Source organism: Isoptericola haloaureus (genome assembly GCF_036689775.1).
Lineage (GTDB): Bacteria > Actinomycetota > Actinomycetes > Actinomycetales > Cellulomonadaceae > Isoptericola > Isoptericola haloaureus.
This window is the reverse complement of the sequence record NZ_JBAGLP010000118.1, coordinates 105,691-128,791: the sequence shown is the minus strand read 5'-3', so window position 1 is coordinate 128,791 and position 23,101 is coordinate 105,691. Positions and strand designations below refer to the sequence as shown.

Sequence of the window (23,101 nt, the reverse complement as noted above, 5' to 3'; positions counted from 1 at the left end):
TCATCGACAGGAGCGACAGGTGAAGAGTGCGATCAAGTTCACCGCCCTCGCCGGCGCGGCGGCACTGACTCTCGCGGCATGCGGCGCGGCCCCGGAGGAGACCCCCACCGAGGAGACCACCGAGACGGAGACGGCGGAGAGCGAGTCCGTCGACTACCAGCCGTGCATCGTCTCCGACCAGGGCGGCTTCGACGACAAGAGCTTCAACCAGCTCAGCTTCGAGGGCACCCAGCAGGCTGCCGACGAGCTGGGCCAGGACGTCATCGACGTGCAGTCGCAGTCCGAGACGGACTTCCAGCCGAACCTGCAGTCGCTGGTCGACCAGAGCTGCGACGCGATCGTCTCGGTCGGGTTCGCCCTGTCGGCGGACACCATCGAGTCCGCGAACGCCAACCCGGAGATCGACTACTTCCTGGTCGACGACGCCGCGGACGCGGACTTCGACGGTGAGGCGGACGCCGACAACATCAAGCCGCTGCTGTACAACACGGCCGAGGCCGCGTTCCTCGCCGGCTACCTGTCGGCCGGCTACTCCGAGGCCGGCAAGGTCGGCACGTTCGGTGGTCAGCCGTTCCCGACCGTGACGATCTTCATGGACGGGTTCAAGCAGGGCGTCGAGTACTACAACGAGAGCAACGACGCCGAGGTCGAGGTCATCGGCTACTCCGGCGGCGAGGACGGCTCGTTCACCGGCGGCTTCGAGGCCAACCAGACCGCCAAGACCACGGCGACGAACATCCTGGACCAGGGTGTCGACGTGATCCTGCCCGTCGGTGGCCCGATCTACCAGTCGGCGATCGCCGCCATCGAGGACTCCGGCCGCGACGTCGCCCTCGTCGGCGTCGACGCGGACTTCTACGAGACCGACCCGAGCACCCAGCCGTACGTGCTGACCTCCATCCTCAAGAAGATGGACGTCTCCACGCACGACGCGCTCATGACCGCGGCCACCGAGGAGTTCGACCCGGAGCCGTACATCGGCACCCTCGAGAACGAGGGCGTGGGCCTGGCCCCGCTGCACGAGTTCGAGGACGAGGTCGACCCCGAGCTGATGAGCGAGGTCGAGGACCTGCAGCAGCAGATCATCGACGGCGAGCTCGAGGTCACCTCCTACCTGGACGAGTGACCCGCTGACGGGATGACCGCCGGCGTGGCGGGGCACGGTGCGCTCACCGTGTCCCGCCACGCCGTGCGACCTAGGCTGGCCACCAGAACCGTGAGGGAAGGGCGGGACGGACCGCGATGAGGCTCGAGCTGCGTGGGATCACCAAGCGTTTCGGTGCGCTGGTGGCCAACGACCACATCGACCTGGTGGTCGAACCGGGTGAGATCCACTGTCTGCTGGGCGAGAACGGCGCGGGCAAGTCCACGCTGATGAACGTCCTGTACGGCCTGTACGACGCCGACGAGGGCGAGATCCTCCTCGACGGCGAGGTGCAGGACTTCGAAGGACCCGGCGACGCGATGAACGCGGGGATCGGCATGGTGCACCAGCACTTCATGCTCGTGCCGGTGTTCTCCGTCGCCGAGAACGTCATGCTCGGCCACGAGACGACGTCGGGCCCGGGCATCCTGGACCTGTCCGCCGCGCGGGAGACCGTCCGCAGCACCGCGGACCGGTTCGGCTTCCACGTGGACCCGGACGCGGTCGTCGAGGAGCTCCCGGTCGGCGTCCAGCAGCGCGTCGAGATCATCAAGGCCCTGAGCCGGGACGCGCAGGTGCTCGTCTTCGACGAGCCCACGGCGGTGCTCACGCCGCAGGAGACCGACGAGCTGATGGCGATCATGCGCCAGCTCAAGGACGAGGGCAAGGCCATCGTCTTCATCACCCACAAGCTCCGTGAGGTCCGCGAGGTCGCCGACCGCATCACGGTGGTCCGGCACGGCAAGGTCGTCGGCGAGGCCGACCCGACCGCGCCGGACAACGAGCTCGCCTCCCTCATGGTCGGCCGCGCGGTGCAGCTGACCGTCGACAAGGAGGCGGCCCGCCACGGCGAGAACGAGCTGGCCGTGGAGAACCTCGTCGTCGCGCGCCCCGACGGCCAGATCGTGGTCGACGACGTCAGCTTCTCGGTGCGCGGAGGCGAGATCCTCGTCATCGCCGGTGTGCAGGGCAACGGGCAGACCGAGCTCACCGAGGCGCTGATCGGTCTGCACCCGGACCTGCAGGGCTCGATCCGTCTCGACGGCGAGGAGCTGCGCGGGCGGTCGGTCCGCAAGGTCCTGGACGCCGGCGTCGGCTTCGTCCCCGAGGACCGCAGCACGGACGGTCTGGTCGGCGAGTTCACGATCGCCGAGAACCTCATCCTCGACCGCACCGACGGCGCGCCGTTCGTCCGCGCGGGCTCGCTGCAGCTCGGCCTGCGCGACGAGTTCGCGCGCGAGAAGGTCGACGAGTTCGACGTGCGCACCACCGGCATCGACCTGCCCGTCGGCCGCCTGTCCGGCGGCAACCAGCAGAAGGTCGTCCTCGCCCGCGAGCTGTCCCGCGACCTGCGCCTGCTCGTGGCCGCCCAGCCCACCCGCGGCGTCGACGTCGGTTCCATCGAGTTCATCCACAAGCGCATCGTCGAGACCCGCGACCAGGGGATCCCGGTCATCGTGGTGTCGACGGAGCTCGACGAGGCGGTGGCCCTGGCCGACCGGATCATGGTCATGTACCGCGGTCGCGTCGTCGGCATCGTGCCCGCCGACACCCCGCGCGACGTGCTCGGCCTGATGATGGCCGGCGTCGCGCCCGAGAGCGAAGGAGACGCCGCGTGAGCGCGAGGAGCCCCCGCGCAGGGGTGGCGAGGTACGAGGCAATCGGAGCAATGCTCGCTGGTCGCGATCGCCCTGCGCTCGCAGGCTCGCTGCGGGCGCTCGCTCCGGCACCGCAGCGGACACGCGAGGAGGGATCGGCGTGAGCGAGACCCCGGACCGGCACTCCGCCGACTCGTCCGACAACCGGCTCGAGGAGGACATCGAGCACGTCGACGCCTCCACCGACCCCGGGCTCGCCGAGGCGCTGGCGCAGGACCGCGCCCGCGAGGAGGGCGACCAGGAGTCCGACGACCAGCGCTGGCAGGACGCCTTCCGGCGGATCATCTCCGGCGGCTGGGCCGTCTCGCTCGGTGCGATCCTGCTGGCCGTGATCGCCGGGTCGCTGATGATCATCGTCACCGACGAGGCCGTCCAGGAAGCGTCGGCCTACTTCTTCTCCCGGCCCGCCGACACCTTCGCGGCGGTCGGCGAGGCCGTGGGCGGCGCCTACTCGGCCCTGTTCCAGGGCGCGGTCTACAACTTCCGGGCCGACACGTTCGCCGCCGGCATCCGGCCGCTGACGCAGACGCTGAACAACGCGACGCCGCTGATCGCCGCGGGTCTCGGTGTCGCGATCGCGTTCCGCGCCGGCCTGCTGAACATCGGTGGGCAGGGCCAGATGCTGATGTCCGCCGCCGCGGCCGGCTGGGTCGGCTTCGGCGTGACGGGCCTGCCCTTCCCGATCCACCTGATCCTCGCCCTCGTCGCGGGCATCCTGGCCGGTGCCCTGTGGGCCGGCATCGCCGGCCTCCTCAAGGCCCGCACCGGTGCCCACGAGGTCATCGTGACGATCATGCTCAACTACGTCGCGCTGTACCTGCTGTCGTACTTCCTGGCGACGCCCGGGCTCATGCAGGCCCCCGGCTCGGCGAACCCGAAGACGCCGCCGACGCCGGAGTCCGCCCAGCTGCCGTCGCTGCTGGGGGAGCGGTACACGCTGCACTGGGGCTTCATCCTCGCCCTGGTGGCCGTCGCCGTCGTGTGGTGGATCCTCAACCGGTCGGCCGTCGGGTTCTCCTACCGCGCCGTCGGCGAGAACCCGCGGGCCGCCCGCGTCGCCGGCATCGACGTCTCACGGTCGACCGTCTCGGTCATGCTCGTCGCCGGAGCGCTGGTCGGGCTGGCCGGTGTGACCCAGGTGCTCGGGACCGTGACCACCGGGTTCGGCGCCGACATCGACGCCGGGATCGGCTTCGACGCGATCACCGTCGCCCTGCTGGGCAACTCCAACCCGATCGGCGTGCTCGGCGCCGGCATCCTGTTCGGCGCCTTCAAGGCCGGTGGTTCGGCGATGCAGGCCGCCGAGGGCATCCCGATCGAGATCGTGCTCGTCGTGCAGTCCCTCATCGTGCTGTTCATCGCCGCGCCGCCGCTGGTGCGGGCCGTGTTCCGGCTCCCGCAGCCGGGCGGCAAGCCGAGGAAGAAGCGGTCGAAGGCCGCGAGGAAGGAGGCGGCGGCATGAGCGCGCCCACCGTCGACGGCGCCCCCACCGGGGCGTCGGACGCTCCCCGCACCGTCACCACCGTCTCGTGGAAGACCTCGATCGCGCTGGCGGTCGTGCTCGCCCTGTACGCCCTGCTGCTCCTGCTCGCCCCGCGCGAGGGCAGCGCACGCTTCTCGCTGTCGACGCCGACCGACTTCTTCCAGCTCCCGGTCTACGTGCTGCCCGGCATGGCGACCGCCTGGGTGTGCGCCGCCGTCGCCGCGGCGCTGCTCGTCGTCTCCGTCGTCGCCACCCGCGCGCAGCGCAAGACCCCGCTGTGGGCCACCGGCGTGTACGCCGCCGCGCTGCTGGTCGGCTTCCTGGCCTGGGCCGCGGCCGGCAGCCCGCGCGACCTGTCCGTCGTCGGGCTCCTCGGCGGGGCGATCGCCCTGTCGGTGCCGCTCGTGTACGGCTCGCTGAGCGGTGTCATCGGCGAACGCTCCGGCACGATCAACATCGCCATCGAGAGCCAGCTCCTCGCGGGTGCCTTCACGGCCGCCGTGGCGGGCTCGCTGACCAACAGCCCGTGGGTGGGCCTGCTGGCGGCCATGATCGCCGCGGCCCTGGTCGGTCTCGTCCTGGCGGTCTTCACCATCACCTACCGCGTCAACCAGATCATCGTCGGTGTCGTCCTCAACGTGCTGGTGATCGGCCTGACGAGCTTCTTCTACTCGCTGGTGCTCGTGCCGAACACCGAGACGCTGAACTCCACGACCCGCTTCGAGCAGATCCCGATCCCGTTCCTCGAGCGGATCCCGGTCGTCGGCCCGGTGCTGTTCGACCAGACGATCGTGGTCTACCTGATGCCTGTCGTGGTGTTCCTCGTCTGGTACGGGCTCTTCCGCACCCGTTGGGGGCTGCGGCTGCGGGCCGTCGGCGAGCACCCGCGGGCGGCCGACACCGTCGGCATCGAGGTGCTGCGCACCCGGTACCGCGCGCTGCTGATCGCCGGCGCGGTCGGCGGCATGGGCGGTGCGTTCTACACCGTGGTGTCGATCAACCAGTTCGGCCGCGAGATGACCGCGGGCGCGGGCTTCATCGCGCTGGCCGCCATGATCTTCGGCAAGTGGAACCCCGTGCGGGCGGCCCTGGCCGGGCTGCTGTTCGGGTTCGCCACCAACCTGCAGAACGTGCTGTCCGTCGTCGGGTCCCCGGTGCCCAGCCAGTTCATGCTGATGCTGCCCTACGTGGTCACGCTGTTCGCCGTCGCCGGCCTCGTGGGCCGGTCGCGCCCGCCGGCAGCGCTCGCCACGCCGTACACGAAGGAGTAGCGCGGTGCCGTCCTCGGTCGACTGGGACGCCCTGCGGTCCGCCGCCACGGACGTGACCCGCCACGCCTACGTGCCCTACTCGGGGTACGCCGTCGGCGCCGCCGCCTACGCGGACGACGGGCGCCTGCTGGTGGGCTGCAACGTGGAGAACGCCGCCTACGGCGTCACCCTGTGCGCGGAGTGCTCCCTGGTCTCCGCGCTGGTCACGGGCGGCGGCGGCAGGCTGACCGCCTTCACCTGCGTGGACGGTCGCGGCCGTGTCATCACCCCGTGCGGACGCTGCCGCCAGCTGCTGTGGGAGCACGGCGGCCCCGACCTGATCGTCGAGACGCCCCGCGGCGTCGTCACCATGTCCGACCTGCTGCCGCAGGCGTTCGGACCGGAGGACCTGGACCGATGAGCGAACCGTTCGACGCCGTCGACGTCATCCGCACCAAGCGGGACCGCCACCACCTGTCGGACCCTCAGATCGACTGGGTGATCGACGCCTACACACGGGGTGTCGTCGCCGAGGAGCAGATGTCGGCCCTGGCGATGGCGATCCTGCTCAACGGGATGAGCCGGGGCGAGATCTCGCGGTGGACGCACGCCATGATCTCCTCCGGGGAGCGCATGGACTTCTCCTCGCTGTCCCGCCCCACGGCGGACAAGCACTCCACCGGCGGCGTGGGGGACAAGATCACCCTGCCGCTGGCACCGCTGGTGGCGGCCTTCGGGGTCGCGGTCCCGCAGCTGTCCGGACGCGGGCTCGGGCACACCGGCGGGACGCTCGACAAGCTCGAGTCCATCCCGGGGTGGCGCGCCGCGCTGAGCAACGAGGACATGCTCGCCCAGCTCGACGACGTGGGTGCCGTCATCTGCGCGGCCGGCGCGGGTCTCGCCCCGGCGGACAAGAAGCTCTACGCGTTGCGGGACGTCACCGGCACCGTCGAGGCCGTGCCGCTCATCGCGAGCTCGATCATGTCCAAGAAGATCGCCGAGGGCACCGGTGCGCTCGTGCTGGACGTCAAGGTCGGGTCCGGCGCCTTCATGAAGGACCTCGAGCAGGCGCGCGAGCTCGCGCGCACCATGGTCGAGCTCGGCACCGACGCCGGGGTCCGTACCGTGGCGCTGCTGACCGACATGTCGATCCCGCTCGGGCGCACGGCCGGCAACGCCCTCGAGGTGCGCGAGTCGGTCGAGGTGCTCGACGGCGCCGGCCCGGACGACGTCGTCGACCTCACCGTCGCGCTGGCCGTGGAGATGCTGGCCGCGGCCGGCCGTCCGGCGGACGAGGACGACGTCCGCCGCGCCCTGTCCGACGGGCGGGCGATGGACGTCTGGCGGCGCATGATCGCCGCCCAGGGCGGGGACCCGGACGCACCCCTGCCGACCGCACGGCACACGCACCAGGTCGTCGCCGACCGCGACGGCGTGGTCAGCGAGCTCGACGCCTACGCCGTCGGCGTGGCCGCGTGGCGTCTCGGCGCCGGCCGGTCGCGCAAGGAGGACCCCGTGCAGGCGGGCGCCGGCGTCGAGATCCACGCGCGGCCCGGTGAACACGTGGCCGCCGGTGCGCCGGTGCTCACCCTGCACACCGACACCCCGGAGCGGTTCGGGCGCGCCCTCGACGCCCTCGACGGCGGCTGGGCCGTCGCCCCGGGCGGCACCGCCGTGTCCCGGCCCCCGATCGTGCTGGACCGGCTGCACTGACGTCCCTGCTCGCGTCGAGCCGCTCGGCGCGTCACCATGGAGGCATGAGCACGACGCCGAACGACGCCTGGCGCGACGCCGGCCTGGAGAAGCCCGAGGAGACCACGAGCCTGCTCGACGAGGCCGGGTCCGCGCCCGAGCAGCCGCAGCACGAGGCCGACGCCGAGGAGTACCACCCGGGGTTCCCCCGACCCGACCTGGAGGGGTCGGCGAACGAGGCCGACGTCGTCGAGCAGGACATCGAGGTGCCGACCGACGACCCGGAGGCACCCGGCGACGACCCGTCCGCGTGAGCCCGCTCACGAGCCGGTCCCGGGGCCCGGCGACGGCCCGTCGGCGCAGGTAGGTTGGGGCCCATGACGCAAGCCCTCCTCGACGCCATCGGCGATCTGCCCAAGGTCCTGCTGCACGACCACCTCGACGGCGGGCTGCGCCCGCAGACCGTGCTCGAGCTGGCCGACGCCGTCGGTCACGAGCTGCCCGCCGGCGACGCCGACGCCCTGGCGACCTGGTTCCGCGACGCCGCCGACTCCGGCTCGCTGCCGCGGTACCTCGAGACCTTCGACCACACGATCGCCGTCATGCAGACGCCCGAGGCCCTGGCCCGCGTCGCGCGCGAGGCCGTGCTCGACCTCGCGGCCGACGGCGTGGTGTACGCCGAGCAGCGCTGGGCCCCCGAGCAGCACCTGCAGCGCGGGATGTCGCTGCCGGACACCGTCGAAGCGGTGCAGCACGGCATCGACGCCGGCGTGCGCGAGGCCGCCGAGCAGGGCCGCACCATCCGGGTCGGCCAGCTCGTGACCGCCATGCGCCACACCGACCGCTGGATGGAGGTCGCCGAGCTGGCGGTCGCCTACCGCGACGCGGGCGTGGTCGGGTTCGACATCGCCGGTCCCGAGGACGGCTTCGCCCCCGACCGCCACGCCGAGGTGTGGCGCTTCCTGGCCGAGCAGAACTTCCCGACGACGATCCACGCGGGCGAGGCCGCCGGTCTGGAGTCCATCGCGCAGGCGGTGCACCTCGGCCAGGCCGACCGGCTGGGCCACGGCGTGCGGATCATGGAGGACATCACGTTCTCGGAGCACGACCGCTCCGCGACGCTGGGTCGCCTGGCGCACTGGGTCCGGGACCACCAGATCGCTCTCGAGGTCTGCCCGGTCTCCAACCTGCAGACCGCGGCGGCGCCGGGCGCGTCCACCATCGCCGAGCACCCGATCACCCGGCTCAAGGAGCTGGACTTCGCGGTCACGCTCAACACCGACAACCGGCTGATGTCGCGCACGTCGATGTCGCACGAGATGCGACTGCTCGTCTCGGAGGCGGGCTGGACGATCGACGACCTCGCCGACGTCACGATGACGGCGGCGTGGAGCGCGTTCCTGCACCACGACGAGCGCCGCGACCTCGTCGACGACCTGATCCTGCCCGGCTACCAGAAGATCGAGGGGGCTCTGCGATGAGCGACGACACCAGCACGCCGGGCACCGGCACCGCCGTCCCGACCGACCGCGCGGCACTGGCCCGCTACGTCGACCACACGCTGCTCAAGCCGGAGGCGACGGCGGCCGACGTCTCCGCCCTGGTGACCGAGGGCGCCGCGCTCGGGGTCTTCTCCGTGTGCGTCTCGCCCACCTTCGTCGCCCACGCGGTCGAGGCCGCCGGCGGACGTCTCGCCGTGGCGACCGTGTGCGGCTTCCCCTCGGGCAAGCACGCCAGCGAGATCAAGGCCGCCGAGGCCGCCCGCTCGGTGCTGGACGGTGCCGACGAGGTCGACATGGTCATCGACATCGGCGCGGCCAAGGCCGGAGGCTTCGACGTCGTCCAGGACGACATCGCCGCCGTGCGCGCCGCTGTGCCGTCCGACAAGGTCCTCAAGGTCATCATCGAGTCCGCCGCCCTGACCGACACCGAGGTCGTCGCGGCCTGCCGCGCGGCCGAGGCCGCCGGCGCGGACTTCGTCAAGACGTCCACCGGGTTCCACCCCACCGGAGGCGCCTCGGTGCACGCCGTCGAGCTCATGGCCGCCACCGTGGGCGGTCGCCTGGGGATCAAGGCCTCGGGCGGCGTCCGGACCCTGGCCGACGCCCAGGCGATGATCGCCGCGGGCGCGACGCGCCTGGGGCTGTCGGGCACCGCCGCGGTGCTCGCGGGCTTCGACGAGGGGACCGCGGCCTCGGGCGCGGCGGACGACGGCGGGTACTGACCCGCCGCGTCGGGTGATCCGCCCGCGGGCCGGGGCTCGGTAGCCTCGGCGCCGTGAGCGATGCACCGGTCGACGTCGAGAGCGTCTCCAAGACCTACGGGACCGTCCAGGTGCTCGCCCCGGCGTCGGTGCGGCTGAGCGCGGGCCAGGGAGCCGCCGTCGTCGGGCCGAACGGTGCCGGCAAGTCGACCCTCCTGCGGCTGGTCGCGGGCACCGAGAAGCCGACGTCCGGCACCGTGACGGTGCTCGGTGAGCCGGCCGACCGGGCCCGTCGGCGTCGTCGTGACGAGATCGTGCGGCTGCTGGGTCCGTTGCCCAGCTACCCGGACCTGACGGTGGCCGAGCACCTGCGGCTCGTCGAGGTCGCCTGGTCGGGCCGGCATCCCGGTCCGGACGTCGACGAGGCGCTGGCCGAGGCCACGCTCGACCGGGTGCGCGACCAGTTCCCGGCCGAGCTGTCGTCCGGCGAGACGCAGATGTTCGCCCTGGTGGCCACGCTCTACCGTCCCGCGTCGCTGGTGCTGCTCGACGAGCCCGAGCAGCGGCTCGACGCCCGCTGGCGCGAGGTGGCGCGACACCTCGTGGTGCGGGCGCTGGACCAGGGGCGCACGGTGCTGGCCGCCACCCACGACCCGGGGCTCCGGGACGTCCTCGCCGACCGCGGACCCGTCGTCGAGCTCGCGGAGCCGACCCGGTGAGCCCCGCGTGGCGCGCCGGCGGGCCCGAGGACGACCCGTCCGACGGCGTGGCCGCGACCGGGCTGCGCATGCCGTACGGGCCGTGGCGGCGGTGGGTCCGCGCGCTGCGGTCGCACCACCGCCGGCGCCGGGCTGACGACGACTCCGGCGACCGCGTCTACCTCGCCTACGGGTTCACGCTGTTGGCCCTGGTGTACGGGCCGGTGCTGTGGACGGCCGTCGCCCAGGCGGGCGTCCCGCTCGGTACGGGTGGGACGACCTCGGCCCCGGCGGCGCTCGTCGCGACCGGTGCGGCCCTGCTGGGAGTGGCGAGCGTGGGCGGTGTTCTCGCGGCCCGCCTGGGCGTGCCGGTGTGGCTCTCGGCGACCGAGGCGGCGTACGCGCTCGGTGGTGTGTGGGACCCGCGCGTCGTCCTGTGGCGACGTGGCGTGGTGCTGGTCCTCGGCGTCGCCGGGGTCGCCGCTCTGCTCGGCTCGGCCCTGGCGGCCGGTGCGTCCGACGCGGCCGACGGCCCGGGGGGACCCCGCGGCGTGCTCGTCTGGGCGGGGTGCGCGGCGGGGCTGGGCCAGCTGCCGCTCGCGCTCGCGGTCGCCGCGCAGTGCCCGCGGTGGCGGTTCGCGGCCCGGACGGTCGCCGTCGTCGTCGCCGTCGCGGGAGCGTTCGTCGCCGCCGACGCCGGGTCGGTGGCCGGCACCGTGTCGGGCGCCCCGGCGGAGGTCGCGGTGCCGGGCGTCGTCGTCGGAGTGTCGGTCGCGGTGGCCGTCGTCGGGGCGTGGCTCGTGCTCGGCGTGCTGCCGCTCCACCTCGACGTCGACGCCGTGGCCTCGGCGTGGGGCCGGACCGTGGCGACCGGGGCGGCGCTGAGCGGCGGCGACGCCACCGGGGTACGCACCGTGGCGGGTACCACCGCGCTGCGGGCGCGGGGACGTTCGTACCGGCCGGTGCTGCTGCGGCACCTGCCGATCGTGGCCCGTGACCTGCTCGGTCTCCGCCGTCGTCCGGGGCCGGTGCTGGCTGCCGTGCTCGCGGGGGCGGTGGGCGTGGTGCTGGTCGCCGTCGCTGCGGCCGGCGGTCCGGGGGCGGTGCTGTCCGCCGTCGGTGGGGGACTCGTGCTCTACGCCGCTTCGGCCACCTGGGCCGGCGGGCTGCGTGACATGGCCGAGCAGTCGGTGCCGGCCGGACTGCTCCCGGGCGGGCCGCGGCGCGCGGTCCTCGGGCACCTGCCGGTCCCGGTGCTCCTCGCGGTGGTGGCCGGCGGCCTCGGCCTCCTCGCGGCTCGTCCGTTCGTCCCGGTCGACGGGTCCGCCGTCGTGCTCGGGACGTCGGCGCTCGTCGCCGTGCTCGGCGTGCGCCTCTGGGTGGCCGGTGCGACGCAGGCACCCCCGGAGCTCTCCACGCCGATGGCGGGTCCGACGGGCGACCTGTCCGTGGTGATGGTGGTGGGGTGGTTCCTGCGCGGCTGGCTGACGGTGGTGGGTCTGGCGTGGCTGCTGGCGCGGTTCGGTGCGGGGTCGGCTCCGACCGTCGTCGTGGTGGCGCTCTGGCTGGCGGTCACGGGCGTCCGTCGGCTCCAGCGGTCGTGACGGGCGTCCGACCACGACGTGCGCTGAAGGTAGGTTAGGCTTACCTTCGATGACTGAGACGACCGAGCGCCGCAGCGGCCCGCCCGCCGGCAAGCGCACCCCGAAGTCCGCGACCGTCGGCGCCGTGCGGTGGCTGACCCCGCACATGGTGCGGATCACTCTGACCGGCGGAGACCTGCCGGGCCTCGACCCGACGGAGTTCACCGACCGGTACGTCAAGCTCGTCGTCGGCCCGCCGCCGGTCGAGGGGGCCCGACCCGTGGTGCGCACCTACACGATCCGCGCGGTCCGCGACGCCGAGTGGGACCTCGACTTCGTGGTCCACGGCGACGAGGGCCTCGGCGGCCCCTGGGCCGCGGTCGCGCGACCGGGGGAGCAGGTCACGTTCCTCGGACCCGGTGGCGGCTACGCCCCCGACCCCGAGGCGCCGTGGCACCTCCTCGTCGGTGACGACTCGGCCTGGCCCGCCGTCGCCGCCGCGCTCGAGGCGCTGCCCGCAGGCGCGCGGGCCCACGCCGTCGTCGAGGTCCCCGGACCGGAGGACGAGCAGGGGGTCGACTCCGCCGCGGACGTGACGATCACGTGGGTGCACCGCGGGGACGTCACCCTGGAGGACACCGTGCAGCGGCTGCACGCGGCCGGCGCGCTGCCCGACGGCGTCCCGCACGCGTTCCTGCACGGCGAGGCGGGGTGCGTGCGCACGCTGCGCCGCTGGGCCCGCTCCGTGCTCGGCGTCCCGCGCGAGCGGCTCTCGGCGTCGGGGTACTGGCGGCGCGGCCACGACGACGAGGCCTGGCGGGCCGCGAAGAAGGACTGGACCGCCGCCGTCGAGCAGGACGACGCCGCCCTCGCCACCCCCTGACCGCGAGATCGACGCACCCGTGCCGAGATCGACGCACCGTGCGTCGATCTCGGCACGGGTGCGTCGATCTCGGCGTGAGAGGGAGGAGCGGAGAACGGGGAGCGGGTCAGAACCCGAGCGCCGCGTTCATCTCCTTGGACAGGTCGCCCAGGCGCTCCCGCGCCGCGACGCGGGCCGTCCCGACGTCGAGCGGCGTCGCGTCCGGGGCCACGTGGGTGACGACCTCCAGGTAGCACTTCAGCTTCGGCTCCGTGCCCGAGGGGCGCACGACGACGCGGGTGTCGTCCTCGGCGAGCAGCAGCACGCCGTCCGTGGGCGGCAGGCCCTCGTAGCCGTCCGCCAGGTCGGCGACCACGCGCACGGGCGACCCGCCGAGCTCGCGCGGCGGGTCCGAGCGCAGGCGGGACATCGCCGCGGGGATCTCGCTCAGGTCGCTGAAGCGGGCCGAGAGCTGCCCGGTGACGAACAGCCCGTGCGCCCGCGCGACGTCGTCGAGGTCGTCGATGAGCGTCCGGCCGGCCGCCTTGAGACGGGCCGCGAGCGAGGCGACCACGACGGCCGCGCTGATGCCGTCCTTGTCCCGCACGTTCTCGGGGTCCACGCAGTAGCCGAGCGCCTCCTCGTAGCCGAAGACCAGCTCCGGGGCGCGGGAGATCCACTTGAACCCGGTCAGCGTCGTGGCGTGCTGCACGCCCGCGTCCCGGGCGATGCGGGACAGCGCCCGCGAGGACACGACCGAGCTGGCGACCGTCGCCCCGGGCCGGCCCACCGCGCGTGCCACGGCCTCGCTGCCGAGCAGGATGCCCACCTCGTCGCCGTGCAGCATGCGCCAGCCGCTGGACCGGGCCGTCTCGACCCCCTGGTGGGTGCCCTGGGTGACGTCCAGCACGGCGACGGCGCACCGGTCGGCGTCGGGGTCGTTGGCGATGACGAGGTCGGCGCCGCAGTCGATCGCGAGCCCCAGCGCGAGGTCCATCGCGCCGGCCTCTTCCGGGTTCGGGAAGGCCACCGACGGGAAGTCGGGGTCCGGGGCGACCTGCTCCTCGACCGGGATGACGCGGGTGAACCCGGCGTCGGCCAGCGCCCGGGCCAGCAGCGGCCCGCCCACGCCGTGCAGCGACGTCGTCACGATCGTCAGCCGGGAGGCGGCCTCGGGGGCGGCCGTGCGCAGCGGAGCCAGGGCGGCCAGGTAGTCGCCGACGATCTCGCGGCCGACCACCGTCCACCCCTCGGCGTGGCGCGGCACCTCGTCCGCCGGGCCGACGGCGGCCACGTGGGCGGCGATGCGCTCGTCGTACGGGGAGACGAGCTGGGCGCCCTGGCCCTCGTCGGTCACCACACGTCCGCCGAGGTAGACCTTGTAGCCGTTGTCCGCCGCGGGGTTGTGGCTCGCGGTGACCATCACGCCCGCGTCGGCCTCCAGGCGCCGGACGGCGAACGCCAGCACGGGGGTGGGCAGCGCGGCCGGCAGCAGCAGGACCTCGACCCCGGCCGCCGTCAGCACCTCGGCGGTCCGGCGCGCGAAGTCCGCGGACCGGTGCCGGGCGTCGTAGCCGACCACCACGCGCGGCCCCGCCCCGGCGCCGAGCGCCTCGTGCAGGTACGTGCCGAGCCCGGCCGCGGTGCGCACGACGACGGCGCTGTTCATCCGGTTCGGGCCCGCCGCCATCGTGCCGCGCAGCCCCGCCGTGCCGAACTCCAGCGTGCCGTCGAACCGGTCGCGCAGCTCCGCGAGCGCCGACGGGTGCCGGGTGCCGCCGTCGGCCGCCGCGTACCCGACGAGCCGGGTCAGCTCGTCGACGTCCGTGTCGTCGACGTCGTGCCGGATCCAGTGCTCGACACGGGCGAGCAGCTCGTCCAAGGACTCCGTCATCCTGGTCCCCCTAGATCTCGCGGACGATGCGGGCCAGCAGGTCGCTGATCCGCGGGCCGGCCGCCCGGCCGGCCTCGAGCACCTCGTCGTGCGACAGCGGGTGCGGGCTGACACCGGCGGCGAGGTTGGTCACCAGGGAGATCCCCAGCACCTCCATGCCGGTGTGCCGCGCCGCGATCGCCTCCAGCGTCGTGGACATCCCCACCAGGTCCGCGCCGAGCACGCCGGCCATGCGGACCTCGGCCGGGGTCTCGTAGTGCGGGCCGGGGAACTGGGCGTACACGCCCTCCGGCAGCTCGGCGTCGACCGACCGCGCCACGTCGCGCAGCCGTTCCGAGTAGACCTCGCTGAGGTCGACGAACGTCGCGCCCTCCAGCGGGGAGGTCGCGGTGAGGTTCAGGTGGTCCTTGATCAGCACGGGTTGCCCGGGGCGCCAGGCCATGTGCAGGCCGCCGCAGCCGTTGGTGAGCACCGCCGTCGTGCACCCCGTCGCCGCCGCGGTCCGGACGCCGTGCGCCACCCGGCGGACCCCGCGGCCCTCGTACAGGTGCGTGCGTCCGCCGATCACCAGGGCGTTGCGGGTCGAGCCGTCGGGCCGCTCGACGCGGATGGAGCGCGTCGTCGCGGCGTGTCCGACCACGGAGGGCCGCGCGAACCCCGGGATCTCGTGCGTGGGGACCTCGGCGACCACGTCGCCGACGAGCTCGGCGGCCCCGCCCCAGCCGGACCCGAGGACGAGGGCGACGTCGTGGCCGCTGACTCCCGTCACCTCGGCGATGTGGTCGGCCGCGGCCCGCGCGACGTCGAACGGGTCGGTCGCCGGGTCGTCGAGATCCGGCGTCGTAGCAGGTGTGGTGCTCATGGACCCGAGGGTATCCCTGCCCGCGCCCCTCCGCCGGTGCTGACACAATGGCACCCGTGATGGCCGAGAAGAATGCCCCTGCCGGACCCAACCGCACCGTCGTCGTCATCGGCGGCGGCCCCGGAGGCTACGAGGCGGCTCACGTGGCCCGCCGCGCCGGGGCGGAGGTGACGGTCGTCGAGCGGCACGGCCTCGGCGGCGCCGCCGTCCTGACCGACGTCGTCCCGTCCAAGACGCTCATCGCCACCGCCGAGTGGCTGACTCTGGCCGAGTCGGCGCCCGAGCTCGGCATCCGCTCCGGCAAGACGCCGGTCGCGCCCGGCGACGACCAGGAGGCACGCCGCGCGCTCGTCGACCTGGAGGCGGTCAACACCCGTGTGCTGGCCCTGGCCGCCGCGCAGTCGGCCGACATCCGCGCCCGCCTGGAGCGCGAGGGCGTCGCCGTCGTCGAGGGCTCCGGCCGGCTCGACGGCCCCAGCCGCGTGGTCGTCACGCCGTCCGACGGCGGAGCGGAGCGCACGCTCGACGCCGACATCGTGCTGATCGCCACCGGGGCCACGCCCCGCACGCTGCCCACCGCCGCGCCCGACGGCGAGCGCATCCTGACCTGGACCCAGCTCTACGACCTCGACGAGCTGCCCGAGCGGCTGATCGTCGTCGGCTCCGGCGTCACCGGCGCCGAGTTCGCCGGCGCCTACCAGGCGCTCGGTTCCGACGTCGTGCTGGTGTCCTCGCGCGACCGCGTGCTGCCCGGCGAGGACGAGGACGCCGCCGAGCTCCTCGAGGGGGTCTTCCGGTCCCGCGGCATGACGGTCATGTCGCGCTCGCGGGCCGCCGCGGCCGAGCGGACCGAGGACGGCGTGGCCGTCACGCTGGAGGACGGCCGGGTGGTCGAGGGATCCCACGTGCTCATCGCCGTCGGCGGCGTGCCGAACACCGAGGACCTCGGGCTGGCCGAGGCCGGCGTCGAGGTCCGGTCGTCGGGCCACATCGAGGTCGACCGGGTCTCGCGCACCTCGGTGCGCGGCGTCTACGCGGCCGGCGACTGCACCGGGGTGCTGCCGCTGGCCTCGGTGGCGGCGATGCAGGGCCGCGTCGCCATGGCGCACGCCCTGGGTGACGCCGTCGCGCCGCTGCGCCTGGGCAACGTCGCGGCGAACATCTTCACCGCGCCGGAGATCGCCACGGTGGGGGAGTCCGAGGCGCGGCTGCGCGAGCGCGGGTCGCGCTACATCACCACGACGCTGCCGCTGGCGCGCAACCCGCGCGCGAAGATGCACGGCGTGCACGACGGCTTCGTCAAGCTGTTCGCCCACCCGGAGGCCGGTGTCGTGCTCGGCGGCGTGGTGGTCGCCCCGCGCGCGAGCGAGCTGATCTTCCCCGTGACCCTGGCCGTCTCGCACCGGCTGACGGTCGACGACGTGGCGGACGCCTTCACCGTGTACCCGTCGCTGACCGGCACGATCGGCGAGACCGCCCGGGTGCTGCACGGCCAGCTCACGGTCTGACCGGCCGACCCGTCCTGGCGGTCCCGCTGCCGCTCAGCCCGCCGGGGCGACGGTGGCGACGAGCGGCCGGTGGTCCGAGGTCGTCGCGTCGAGCACCTCGAACGCGGTGAACTCCAGGTCCGCGGAGGCGAGGATCCAGTCCACGCGGTAGCGGGGGTCCACGGCGGGCGAGGTCAGCACGGCGGGGTCGCCGACGGCGTCCTGGCCGCTGACCAGGCCGCGCTCCTCGAGCGCGGCGATCTCGGGCCACCCGGGCTCGGCGTTGAGGTCGCCGGCCAGTACGTACGCACCGTCGACCGGTTCGGCGTCGAAGAGCGCGTCGAGCTGCTCGAGCCGGGTCGTGCGGCTCTCCTCGCGGTGCTGCAGGTGCGTCACCACGACGCGGACGCCGTCCGTCGTCGTGTCGCCGCCGGCCGGACGGAACGTCGCCGCCAGCGCCGAGCGGTCCTGCGGGCCGTCGCCGAACGGCAGCGCGACCCGGTCGACGTCGGAGGCCGTGACGCGCTCCGGGTCCCACAGCAGCGCGTTGCCGAAGCGCCGGTCCGCGGCGGGGACGAAGGCGTGCTCCATCCCGGTCGCGTCGGCGAGGAACGAGAGCATGTCGGCACCGCCGCCGAGCACCCAGCCGCGGGACACCTCCTGCAGGGCGACGACGTCGGCCCCGGAGTCCTCGACGACGTCGGCCATCTCGCCCAGGCGCACCGACGGGCCCGGCCCGACGCCGTAGTGCACGTTCCACGACAGCACCGTGAGCGCGTCGTCGTCCGCGACGTCCTGCTCGCGGCCGTCCGCGCTGCCGGGACCGCTCCAGAACGTCGTCGCCGTGCCGATGACGGCGAGCAGCGCCACGGCGCCGGTCAGCAGCGGTCCGGCGGTGGGGGCCAGCCGGGCGAGCCGACGTGACCCCACGAGGGCGGGCAGCGCCACGACGGCGGCCGCGACCACCGGGACCAGGCCCGCGGGCACCGGCAGCGGGACCTCGAAGTGCAGCTGGTACACCAGCAGCGGCAGGGCGGCACCGAGCCCGGCGGCCGCGGTGACGCCCACGAGCCGCCGGCCGCGCAGCACCCGGGTGGGCCGGGACCAGGCCGCGGCGAGCGTGCGTGCCCCGGCCGCCGGCAGCGCCGTGGCCACCACGAGCAGGGCCCAGGACCAGACCGGGGCAGGGTCGGCCAGGAGGGGCACGGTGAGGAACAGCAGCCAGGTGCCGCCGACGAACGCCACGGCGGCCGCCCAGGGACCGACCGTCGGCCGGTGGACCGACAGCGCCACGCCGACCCCCAGCGCCGCCACGGCGGTGGCACCGGAGGCCGCGGCGAGCGGCAGTCCCGTGGTCGAGGCGACGAAGGCGGGGTTGGCGAACGCCTGGACGCCGAGCGCGAGGAAGGGGCCTAGCAGCCAGAGCCCGCGCGCCCCCGGCCGGTGGCCGCGACGGCGCAGCCGGACCGCGACGACCAGCGCCCCGGCGCTCAGGAGCCCGGTGACCGCCCAGCTCGCAGCGTCCGACCGCCACACGGCGTCCCAGGTGTCCTGCAGCACGGCGACCGCCGCCGCGCCCAGCAGCCCCAGCGTCACGCCGCGGGCGACGAGCGACCCGGGCCCGGGCGGTGGAGCGCCGTCGTCGGCCGGCTCCGCGGACGTCCCGGAGGCGAACGCGGCCACCAGGACGAGCGTGCCGAACCCGAGCGCGACCGTGCCCAGGCCGCCGTAGAAGCGCAGCTCGCCGAGCTCGGGGGCCGGCGGGACGGTGGCGATCCGGGCGCCGAGGGCCTGCAGCCCGACGCGGGCGGCCACCAGGAGTGACACGGCCACCAGCACGGTGCGTCCCGACACGGGGCGGCCGGCGGTGAGAGCGGCGACGAGCACGGCCGGGGCGAGATAGGTCGCCAGCGCGGCCAGCGCGGCCGTGGTGACCCCCGCCGCGAAAGCGTGGTCCAGGAGGGGGCCGCTGGCCCGGACGAGCTCGGCGACGATCGCGGTGACCAGCGCGAGGAGCAGCAGCGAGTGCCGGTCGCGCGCGGTCGGGCTCATCCTCGTGAGGCTATCGTGAGCAGGCGCGGTACGGCCTGCGCGAAGGCGGGGTGCAGCGGCAGCGTGGCCAGGGCCGACACCGGGACCCAGGCCACCTCGATGCTCTCGTGGTCGGTCGCCGCCGGGACCAGCTCGACGCCGGCGGTGACGTGGCCGACGACGGTCGTGTAGGTCCACACGCCGTGGTCGAGCACGTGCTCGCCGACCACCCGCACGATCGCCGGGTCGATCCCGGCCTCCTCGGCGGCCTCGCGCAGCGCCCCCGTCTCGGCGGACTCGGTCGGCTGGACGGCGCCTCCCGGGATGCCCCAGGTGCCGCCCTCGTGCGACCACGTGGCGCGGTGCTGGAGCACGACGTGGGTCGCCTCGGACGACGCCGCGACGTCGTGGCGCACGAGGAAAAGCCCGGCGGCGCCGTGCAGGCCCCAGTGCCGGTGGTCCCCGCAGGTCACCCAGCCGTCACCGGGGTGACGGTGGTGCGGGACACCGGGAGGCAGGGGCACCGGTCAGGAGATCTCGCAGATGGCCGTGCCCGCCGAGACGCCCGCGCCCGGCTCCAGGCTGAGCGCGGTCACCGTGCCGGCACGGTGGGCGGTGATGGGCTGCTCCATCTTCATGGCCTCGAGCACGACGACGAGGTCGCCCTCGGCGACCTCGTCGCCCTCGGTGACGGCCACCTTGACGATGGTGCCCTGCATGGGGGAGGCCAGGGTGGTGCCGGCGTTCCCGCCGGCGGCGGCCCGCCCGTTGCGGCGCGCCCGGCGCGGGCGGGCGGCGTCGGCGCGGCGGGCCCGGCCCGCGGCCATGCCCAGACCGGCCGGCAGCACCACCTCGAGGCGGCGTCCGCCGACCTCGACGACGACACGCTCGGGGGACGCCTCGGCCGGCTCCTCCTCGTCGACGACCGGTGCCGGTGCGGCGGGGGACAGGGCGGCCAGCTCGTCGGCGAAGTCCGTCTCGATCCACCGGGTGTGCACGGCGAAGTCGTCCGCCCCGGCGTCCTCGCCGGCGGCCGGGACGAAGTCCGGCGCCTCCAGCACGGCACGGTGGAACGGCACGACCGTGGGGATGCCGGCGACCTCCAGCTCGCGCAGCGCCCGACGGGCCCGCTGCACGGCCTGCGTGCGCGTGGCGCCGGTGACGATCAGCTTGGCGATCATGGAGTCGAACAGGCCCGAGATGCTGTCGCCCTCGACGACGCCCGTGTCGACGCGCACGCCCGGCCCGGACGGCCAGCGCAGCGTGGACACGGTGCCCGGGGCGGGCAGGAACCCGGCGGCCGGGTCCTCGCCGTTGATGCGGAACTCCAGGCTGTGACCGCGCACGGTGGTGGCCTCGTAGCCGAGCGCGGCGCCGTCGGCGATCCGCAGCTGCTCGCGCACCAGGTCGATGCCGGTGACCTCCTCGGTCACGGGGTGCTCGACCTGCAGGCGGGTGTTGACCTCGAGGAAGGACAGCGTGCCGTCGGTGCCCACGAGGAACTCGCAGGTGCCGGCACCCACGTACCCGGCCTCGCGCAGGATGGCCTTCGAGGCGCGGTCCAGCTCGGCCTCCTGCTCGGCGGTGAGGAACGGCGCGGGGGCCTCCTCGACGAGCTTCTGGTGCCGGCGCTGCAGGGAGCAGTCGCGGGTGGAGACCACCACGACGTTGCCGTGCGTGTCGGCCAGGCACTGCGTCTCCACGTGCCGGGGCCGGTCCAGGTAGCGCTCGACGAAGCACTCGCCCCGGCCGAAGGCCGCGACGGCCTCGCGCACGGCGGAGTCGTACAGCTCGTCGATCTCCTCGTGCGTGCGGGCCACCTTCAGACCGCGGCCGCCGCCCCCGTAGGCGGCCTTGATGGCGATCGGCAGACCGTGCTCGGCGGCGAACGCGCGGACCTCCGAGGCGTCGGCGACGGGGTCCTTCGTGCCGGGGACCAGCGGGGCTCCGGCCCGCTGGGCGATGTGCCGGGCGCTGACCTTGTCGCCGAGCGACTCGATCGCCGACGGCGGCGGACCGATCCAGGTCAGCCCGGCGTCGAGGACGGCCTGGGCGAACCCCGCGTTCTCCGACAGGAACCCGTAGCCGGGGTGCACGGCGTCGGCGCCGGAGCGGCGCGCGACGTCGAGCAGCTTGTCCACGTCGAGGTAGGTGTCGGCGGCGCGAGCGCCGTTCAACGCGAACGCCTCGTCGGCGAGCCGGGCGTGCAGCGCCTGCCGGTCCGGGTCGGCGTAGACCGCGACGGAGGCGATGCCGGCGTCGGCGCAGGCACGGGCGATGCGGACGGCGATCTCACCACGGTTGGCGATGAGGACCTTGCTGATGGAGGGCACGGCTCACGGTAACGCGCGCCGACCCCTGCGCCGGTACTCCGTGCGGGCCCCGTCCGGAAGTCTGTGCCGGGTGCCAACGCGGATCGCGGGCGTTTGTGCACATCCCACATGGACCGGGGGTCCGGCGCCCCGGAGCGGGGGCGTGCGTTGGCGGATTCGTCAGGCGGGCGGGGTGCTCAGGCGGTGCCGGTGGACGTGCCGGCGGAGTCGCCCGCGGGGTTGCCGTCGCGCAGCGTGTGCCACGGCACCTCGATCTCGGCCAGCAGCGCGCGCAGCAGCGGCAGCGACACCCCGACCACGCCGTGGTGGTCGCCCTCCAGCCGGTCGACGTACGGTCCGCCGAGGCCGTCGATGGTGAACGCGCCTGCGACGTGCAGCGGCTCGCCCGTGGCGACGTAGGCGTCGATCTCGTCGTCGTCGAGGTCCGCGAACCAGACGGTGGTCGAGCTGGTGGCGCCGAGCGTCGCGCCCGTGCCGCCGTCGTCCGGGTCGCGGGTGTCGACGAGCCAGTGGCCGCTGTGCAGCACGCCCGACCGCCCGCGCATGGACCGCCAGCGCTCGCGGGCCTCGTCGGCGTCGGCGGGCTTGCCGACGACCTCGCCGTCGATCTCCAGCATGGAGTCGCAACCGAGCACCAGACCGGCGGGTGCGTCGACGTCGTCCTGACCGGTGTCCTCGAGGCGGTGGGCGACCTCCTCGGCCTTGGCCTGCGCGAGCGTCAGCACGGCGTCCGACGGCGGCAGGTCCGGGTAGCGCTCGCGGGCGGCGGCCAGCACGGCGTCCTCGTCCACGCCGCTGACCATCACGGCGGGGTCGACGCCGGCGCTGCGCAGCGTGGACAGGCGGGCGGGGGACTGGCTGGCCAGCACGAGTCGCGTCACGTCCGGCACCCTACTCGCTCCCGCCCCACCCGCTTGTCCCGTTGTGGGCATGAAATCTGCAGTGGTGATTCGGTTCAGGGTTGCAGATTTCATGCCCACAACGGACGACGGGGGCGCGCTCAGGTGAGCAGGGCGGCCGCGACGATCATCACCAGCGGCGAGGCGAGCGTCGTCATCAGCACCGTGTCGCGGGCCAGCACCTCGCCGCGGCGGAACCGGGCGGCGTAGTTGTAGATGTTCTGCGCCGTCGGCAGCGCGGCGAGCGTCACCGCCGTGGCGACCGCGGCGTCGTCCAGGCCGAACCCGAACCGGGCGACGGCGAACGCGACCGCGGGCATGACCAGCGCCTTGAGCACGGTGGCCACGACCACGGGCGCCCGCCCCTCCTCGCCCCGCAACGGCCGCGACCCGTGCAGCGACATGCCGAACGCCAGCAGGATCATCGGCACGGCCGCCCCGCCGAGGATCTCCAGCGGCGCCAGGACGATGTCCGGCACCGTCACCCCGGTCAGGGACACGGCCGCGCCCGCCAGCGCGCCGAGGATGATCGGGTTGCGCACCGGCTGGCTGACGACGAACCCGAGCGAGACCTTCCGGCTCGTCGCCGAGTCCAGCAGGAGCAGCACCAGCGGCGAGACGATCAGCAGCTGCAGACCGATCACCGGCACCACCGCCGTGGCGTCGTCGAGCACGTAGATCGCCACGGGCAGCCCGATGTTGCCGGCGTTGACGTACCCGGACCCGAGCGCGCCGATCGTCGCCTCCGGGACCCGCAGCCGCCACCAGAGCCGGTTCACGACGACGAACACGGCCGCGGCGGTCAGCGCGGCGGTGAGCTGCACCATCAGCGGCGCACCGAGCAGCCGACCGAGGTCGGCGTCGGCCACCACCGTGAACAGCAGCGCCGGGGACGCGATGAAGAACCCGACGCGGTTCAGCGCCTCGCGGGCGCCCGGCCCGCCGATGCGCAGCCGCGCGGCCACGTACCCGGCGACGATGACGACGCCGATGATGGCGAAGCCGGTGACGACACCCTGCAC

At 74.3% G+C, this 23,101-nt stretch carries 20 protein-coding genes; 13 read left to right on the top strand and 7 right to left on the bottom strand.

The genetic code is table 11. The annotated features are described in order from the left end of the window. Positions 1–19 precede the first annotated feature (19 nt). From V5O49_RS10875 to V5O49_RS10820, 12 genes are all read left to right on the top strand, one after another. The gene (locus V5O49_RS10875; protein ID WP_332902258.1) at positions 20–1,126 is read left to right on the top strand and encodes a BMP family lipoprotein; all 1,107 of its coding nucleotides are present in this window, start codon (positions 20–22) and stop codon (positions 1,124–1,126) included. A 116-nt stretch (positions 1,127–1,242) separates the two neighbouring features. Further along, positions 1,243–2,763: an ABC transporter ATP-binding protein gene (locus V5O49_RS10870; protein WP_278236813.1), complete on the top strand. Its 1,521-nt coding sequence runs from the start codon at positions 1,243–1,245 to the stop codon at positions 2,761–2,763. Positions 2,764–2,902: 139 nt separating this feature from the next. Further along, positions 2,903–4,264, top strand: a complete 1,362-nt coding sequence (locus V5O49_RS10865; protein ID WP_405001168.1) for an ABC transporter permease — start codon at positions 2,903–2,905, stop codon at positions 4,262–4,264. Next, the gene (locus V5O49_RS10860; RefSeq protein WP_332902257.1) at positions 4,261–5,556 is read left to right on the top strand and encodes an ABC transporter permease; all 1,296 of its coding nucleotides are present in this window, start codon (positions 4,261–4,263) and stop codon (positions 5,554–5,556) included. The genes V5O49_RS10865 and V5O49_RS10860 overlap by 4 nt, the downstream gene beginning before the upstream one ends. Before the next feature lie 4 nt (positions 5,557–5,560). Next, complete coding sequence (locus tag V5O49_RS10855; RefSeq protein ID WP_278236815.1) at positions 5,561–5,956, top strand: cytidine deaminase; 396 nt, start codon at positions 5,561–5,563, stop codon at positions 5,954–5,956. Next, positions 5,953–7,248, top strand: a complete 1,296-nt coding sequence (locus V5O49_RS10850) for a thymidine phosphorylase (RefSeq protein ID WP_332902256.1) — start codon at positions 5,953–5,955, stop codon at positions 7,246–7,248. Before V5O49_RS10855 ends, V5O49_RS10850 begins: the two co-directional genes overlap by 4 nt. A 44-nt stretch (positions 7,249–7,292) precedes the next feature. After that, positions 7,293–7,541, top strand: coding sequence for a hypothetical protein (locus V5O49_RS10845; RefSeq protein ID WP_332902255.1), 249 nt, complete (start codon positions 7,293–7,295; stop codon positions 7,539–7,541). A gap of 63 nt (positions 7,542–7,604) precedes the next feature. Then, on the top strand, positions 7,605–8,708 hold the full coding sequence (locus V5O49_RS10840) for an adenosine deaminase (RefSeq protein ID WP_332902254.1): 1,104 nt from the start codon (positions 7,605–7,607) through the stop codon (positions 8,706–8,708). After that, positions 8,705–9,451, top strand: coding sequence for a deoxyribose-phosphate aldolase (gene deoC, locus V5O49_RS10835; RefSeq protein WP_332902253.1), 747 nt, complete (start codon positions 8,705–8,707; stop codon positions 9,449–9,451). Before V5O49_RS10840 ends, deoC begins: the two co-directional genes overlap by 4 nt. 53 nt (positions 9,452–9,504) lie before the next feature. Beyond that, a complete protein-coding gene (locus V5O49_RS10830; protein ID WP_332902252.1) occupies positions 9,505–10,149 on the top strand; it encodes an ABC transporter ATP-binding protein in 645 nt (214 codons plus the stop codon). After that, entirely contained in the window at positions 10,146–11,732 is a 1,587-nt protein-coding gene (locus tag V5O49_RS10825; protein ID WP_332902251.1) for a hypothetical protein, read from the top strand. Before V5O49_RS10830 ends, V5O49_RS10825 begins: the two co-directional genes overlap by 4 nt. Positions 11,733–11,781: 49 nt before the next feature. Beyond that, positions 11,782–12,594 (top strand): siderophore-interacting protein, encoded by an 813-nt coding sequence (locus tag V5O49_RS10820; RefSeq protein ID WP_332902250.1) that lies wholly within the window; start codon positions 11,782–11,784, stop codon positions 12,592–12,594. A 106-nt stretch (positions 12,595–12,700) separates the two neighbouring features. On the opposite strand, the gene V5O49_RS10815 is transcribed toward V5O49_RS10820, so the two are convergent. Next, on the bottom strand, positions 12,701–14,467 hold the full coding sequence (locus tag V5O49_RS10815) for a phospho-sugar mutase (RefSeq protein WP_332902249.1): 1,767 nt from the start codon (positions 14,465–14,467) through the stop codon (positions 12,701–12,703). A 10-nt stretch (positions 14,468–14,477) separates the two neighbouring features. Next, on the bottom strand, positions 14,478–15,329 hold the full coding sequence (locus tag V5O49_RS10810; RefSeq protein WP_332902248.1) for a purine-nucleoside phosphorylase: 852 nt from the start codon (positions 15,327–15,329) through the stop codon (positions 14,478–14,480). 59 nt (positions 15,330–15,388) lie between these two features. On the opposite strand from V5O49_RS10810, the gene V5O49_RS10805 reads away from it, so the two are divergent. Continuing rightward, positions 15,389–16,837, top strand: a complete 1,449-nt coding sequence (locus V5O49_RS10805) for an NAD(P)H-quinone dehydrogenase (RefSeq protein ID WP_332902247.1) — start codon at positions 15,389–15,391, stop codon at positions 16,835–16,837. Between the two features lie 33 nt (positions 16,838–16,870). On the opposite strand, the gene V5O49_RS10800 is transcribed toward V5O49_RS10805, so the two are convergent. The 5 genes from V5O49_RS10800 to V5O49_RS10780 form a co-directional block, all read right to left on the bottom strand. Next, positions 16,871–18,868 (bottom strand): endonuclease/exonuclease/phosphatase family protein, encoded by a 1,998-nt coding sequence (locus V5O49_RS10800; RefSeq protein WP_332902246.1) that lies wholly within the window; start codon positions 18,866–18,868, stop codon positions 16,871–16,873. Continuing rightward, entirely contained in the window at positions 18,865–19,365 is a 501-nt protein-coding gene (locus V5O49_RS10795; RefSeq protein WP_405001190.1) for an NUDIX domain-containing protein, read from the bottom strand. The genes V5O49_RS10800 and V5O49_RS10795 overlap by 4 nt, the downstream gene beginning before the upstream one ends. Before the next feature lie 9 nt (positions 19,366–19,374). Next, positions 19,375–21,180: an acetyl/propionyl/methylcrotonyl-CoA carboxylase subunit alpha gene (locus V5O49_RS10790; protein ID WP_332902244.1), complete on the bottom strand. Its 1,806-nt coding sequence runs from the start codon at positions 21,178–21,180 to the stop codon at positions 19,375–19,377. A 176-nt stretch (positions 21,181–21,356) separates the two neighbouring features. Then, on the bottom strand, positions 21,357–22,061 hold the full coding sequence (locus tag V5O49_RS10785) for a Maf family protein (protein ID WP_332902243.1): 705 nt from the start codon (positions 22,059–22,061) through the stop codon (positions 21,357–21,359). A gap of 119 nt (positions 22,062–22,180) precedes the next feature. Continuing rightward, entirely contained in the window at positions 22,181–23,101 is a 921-nt protein-coding gene (locus V5O49_RS10780) for an AEC family transporter (protein WP_332902242.1), read from the bottom strand.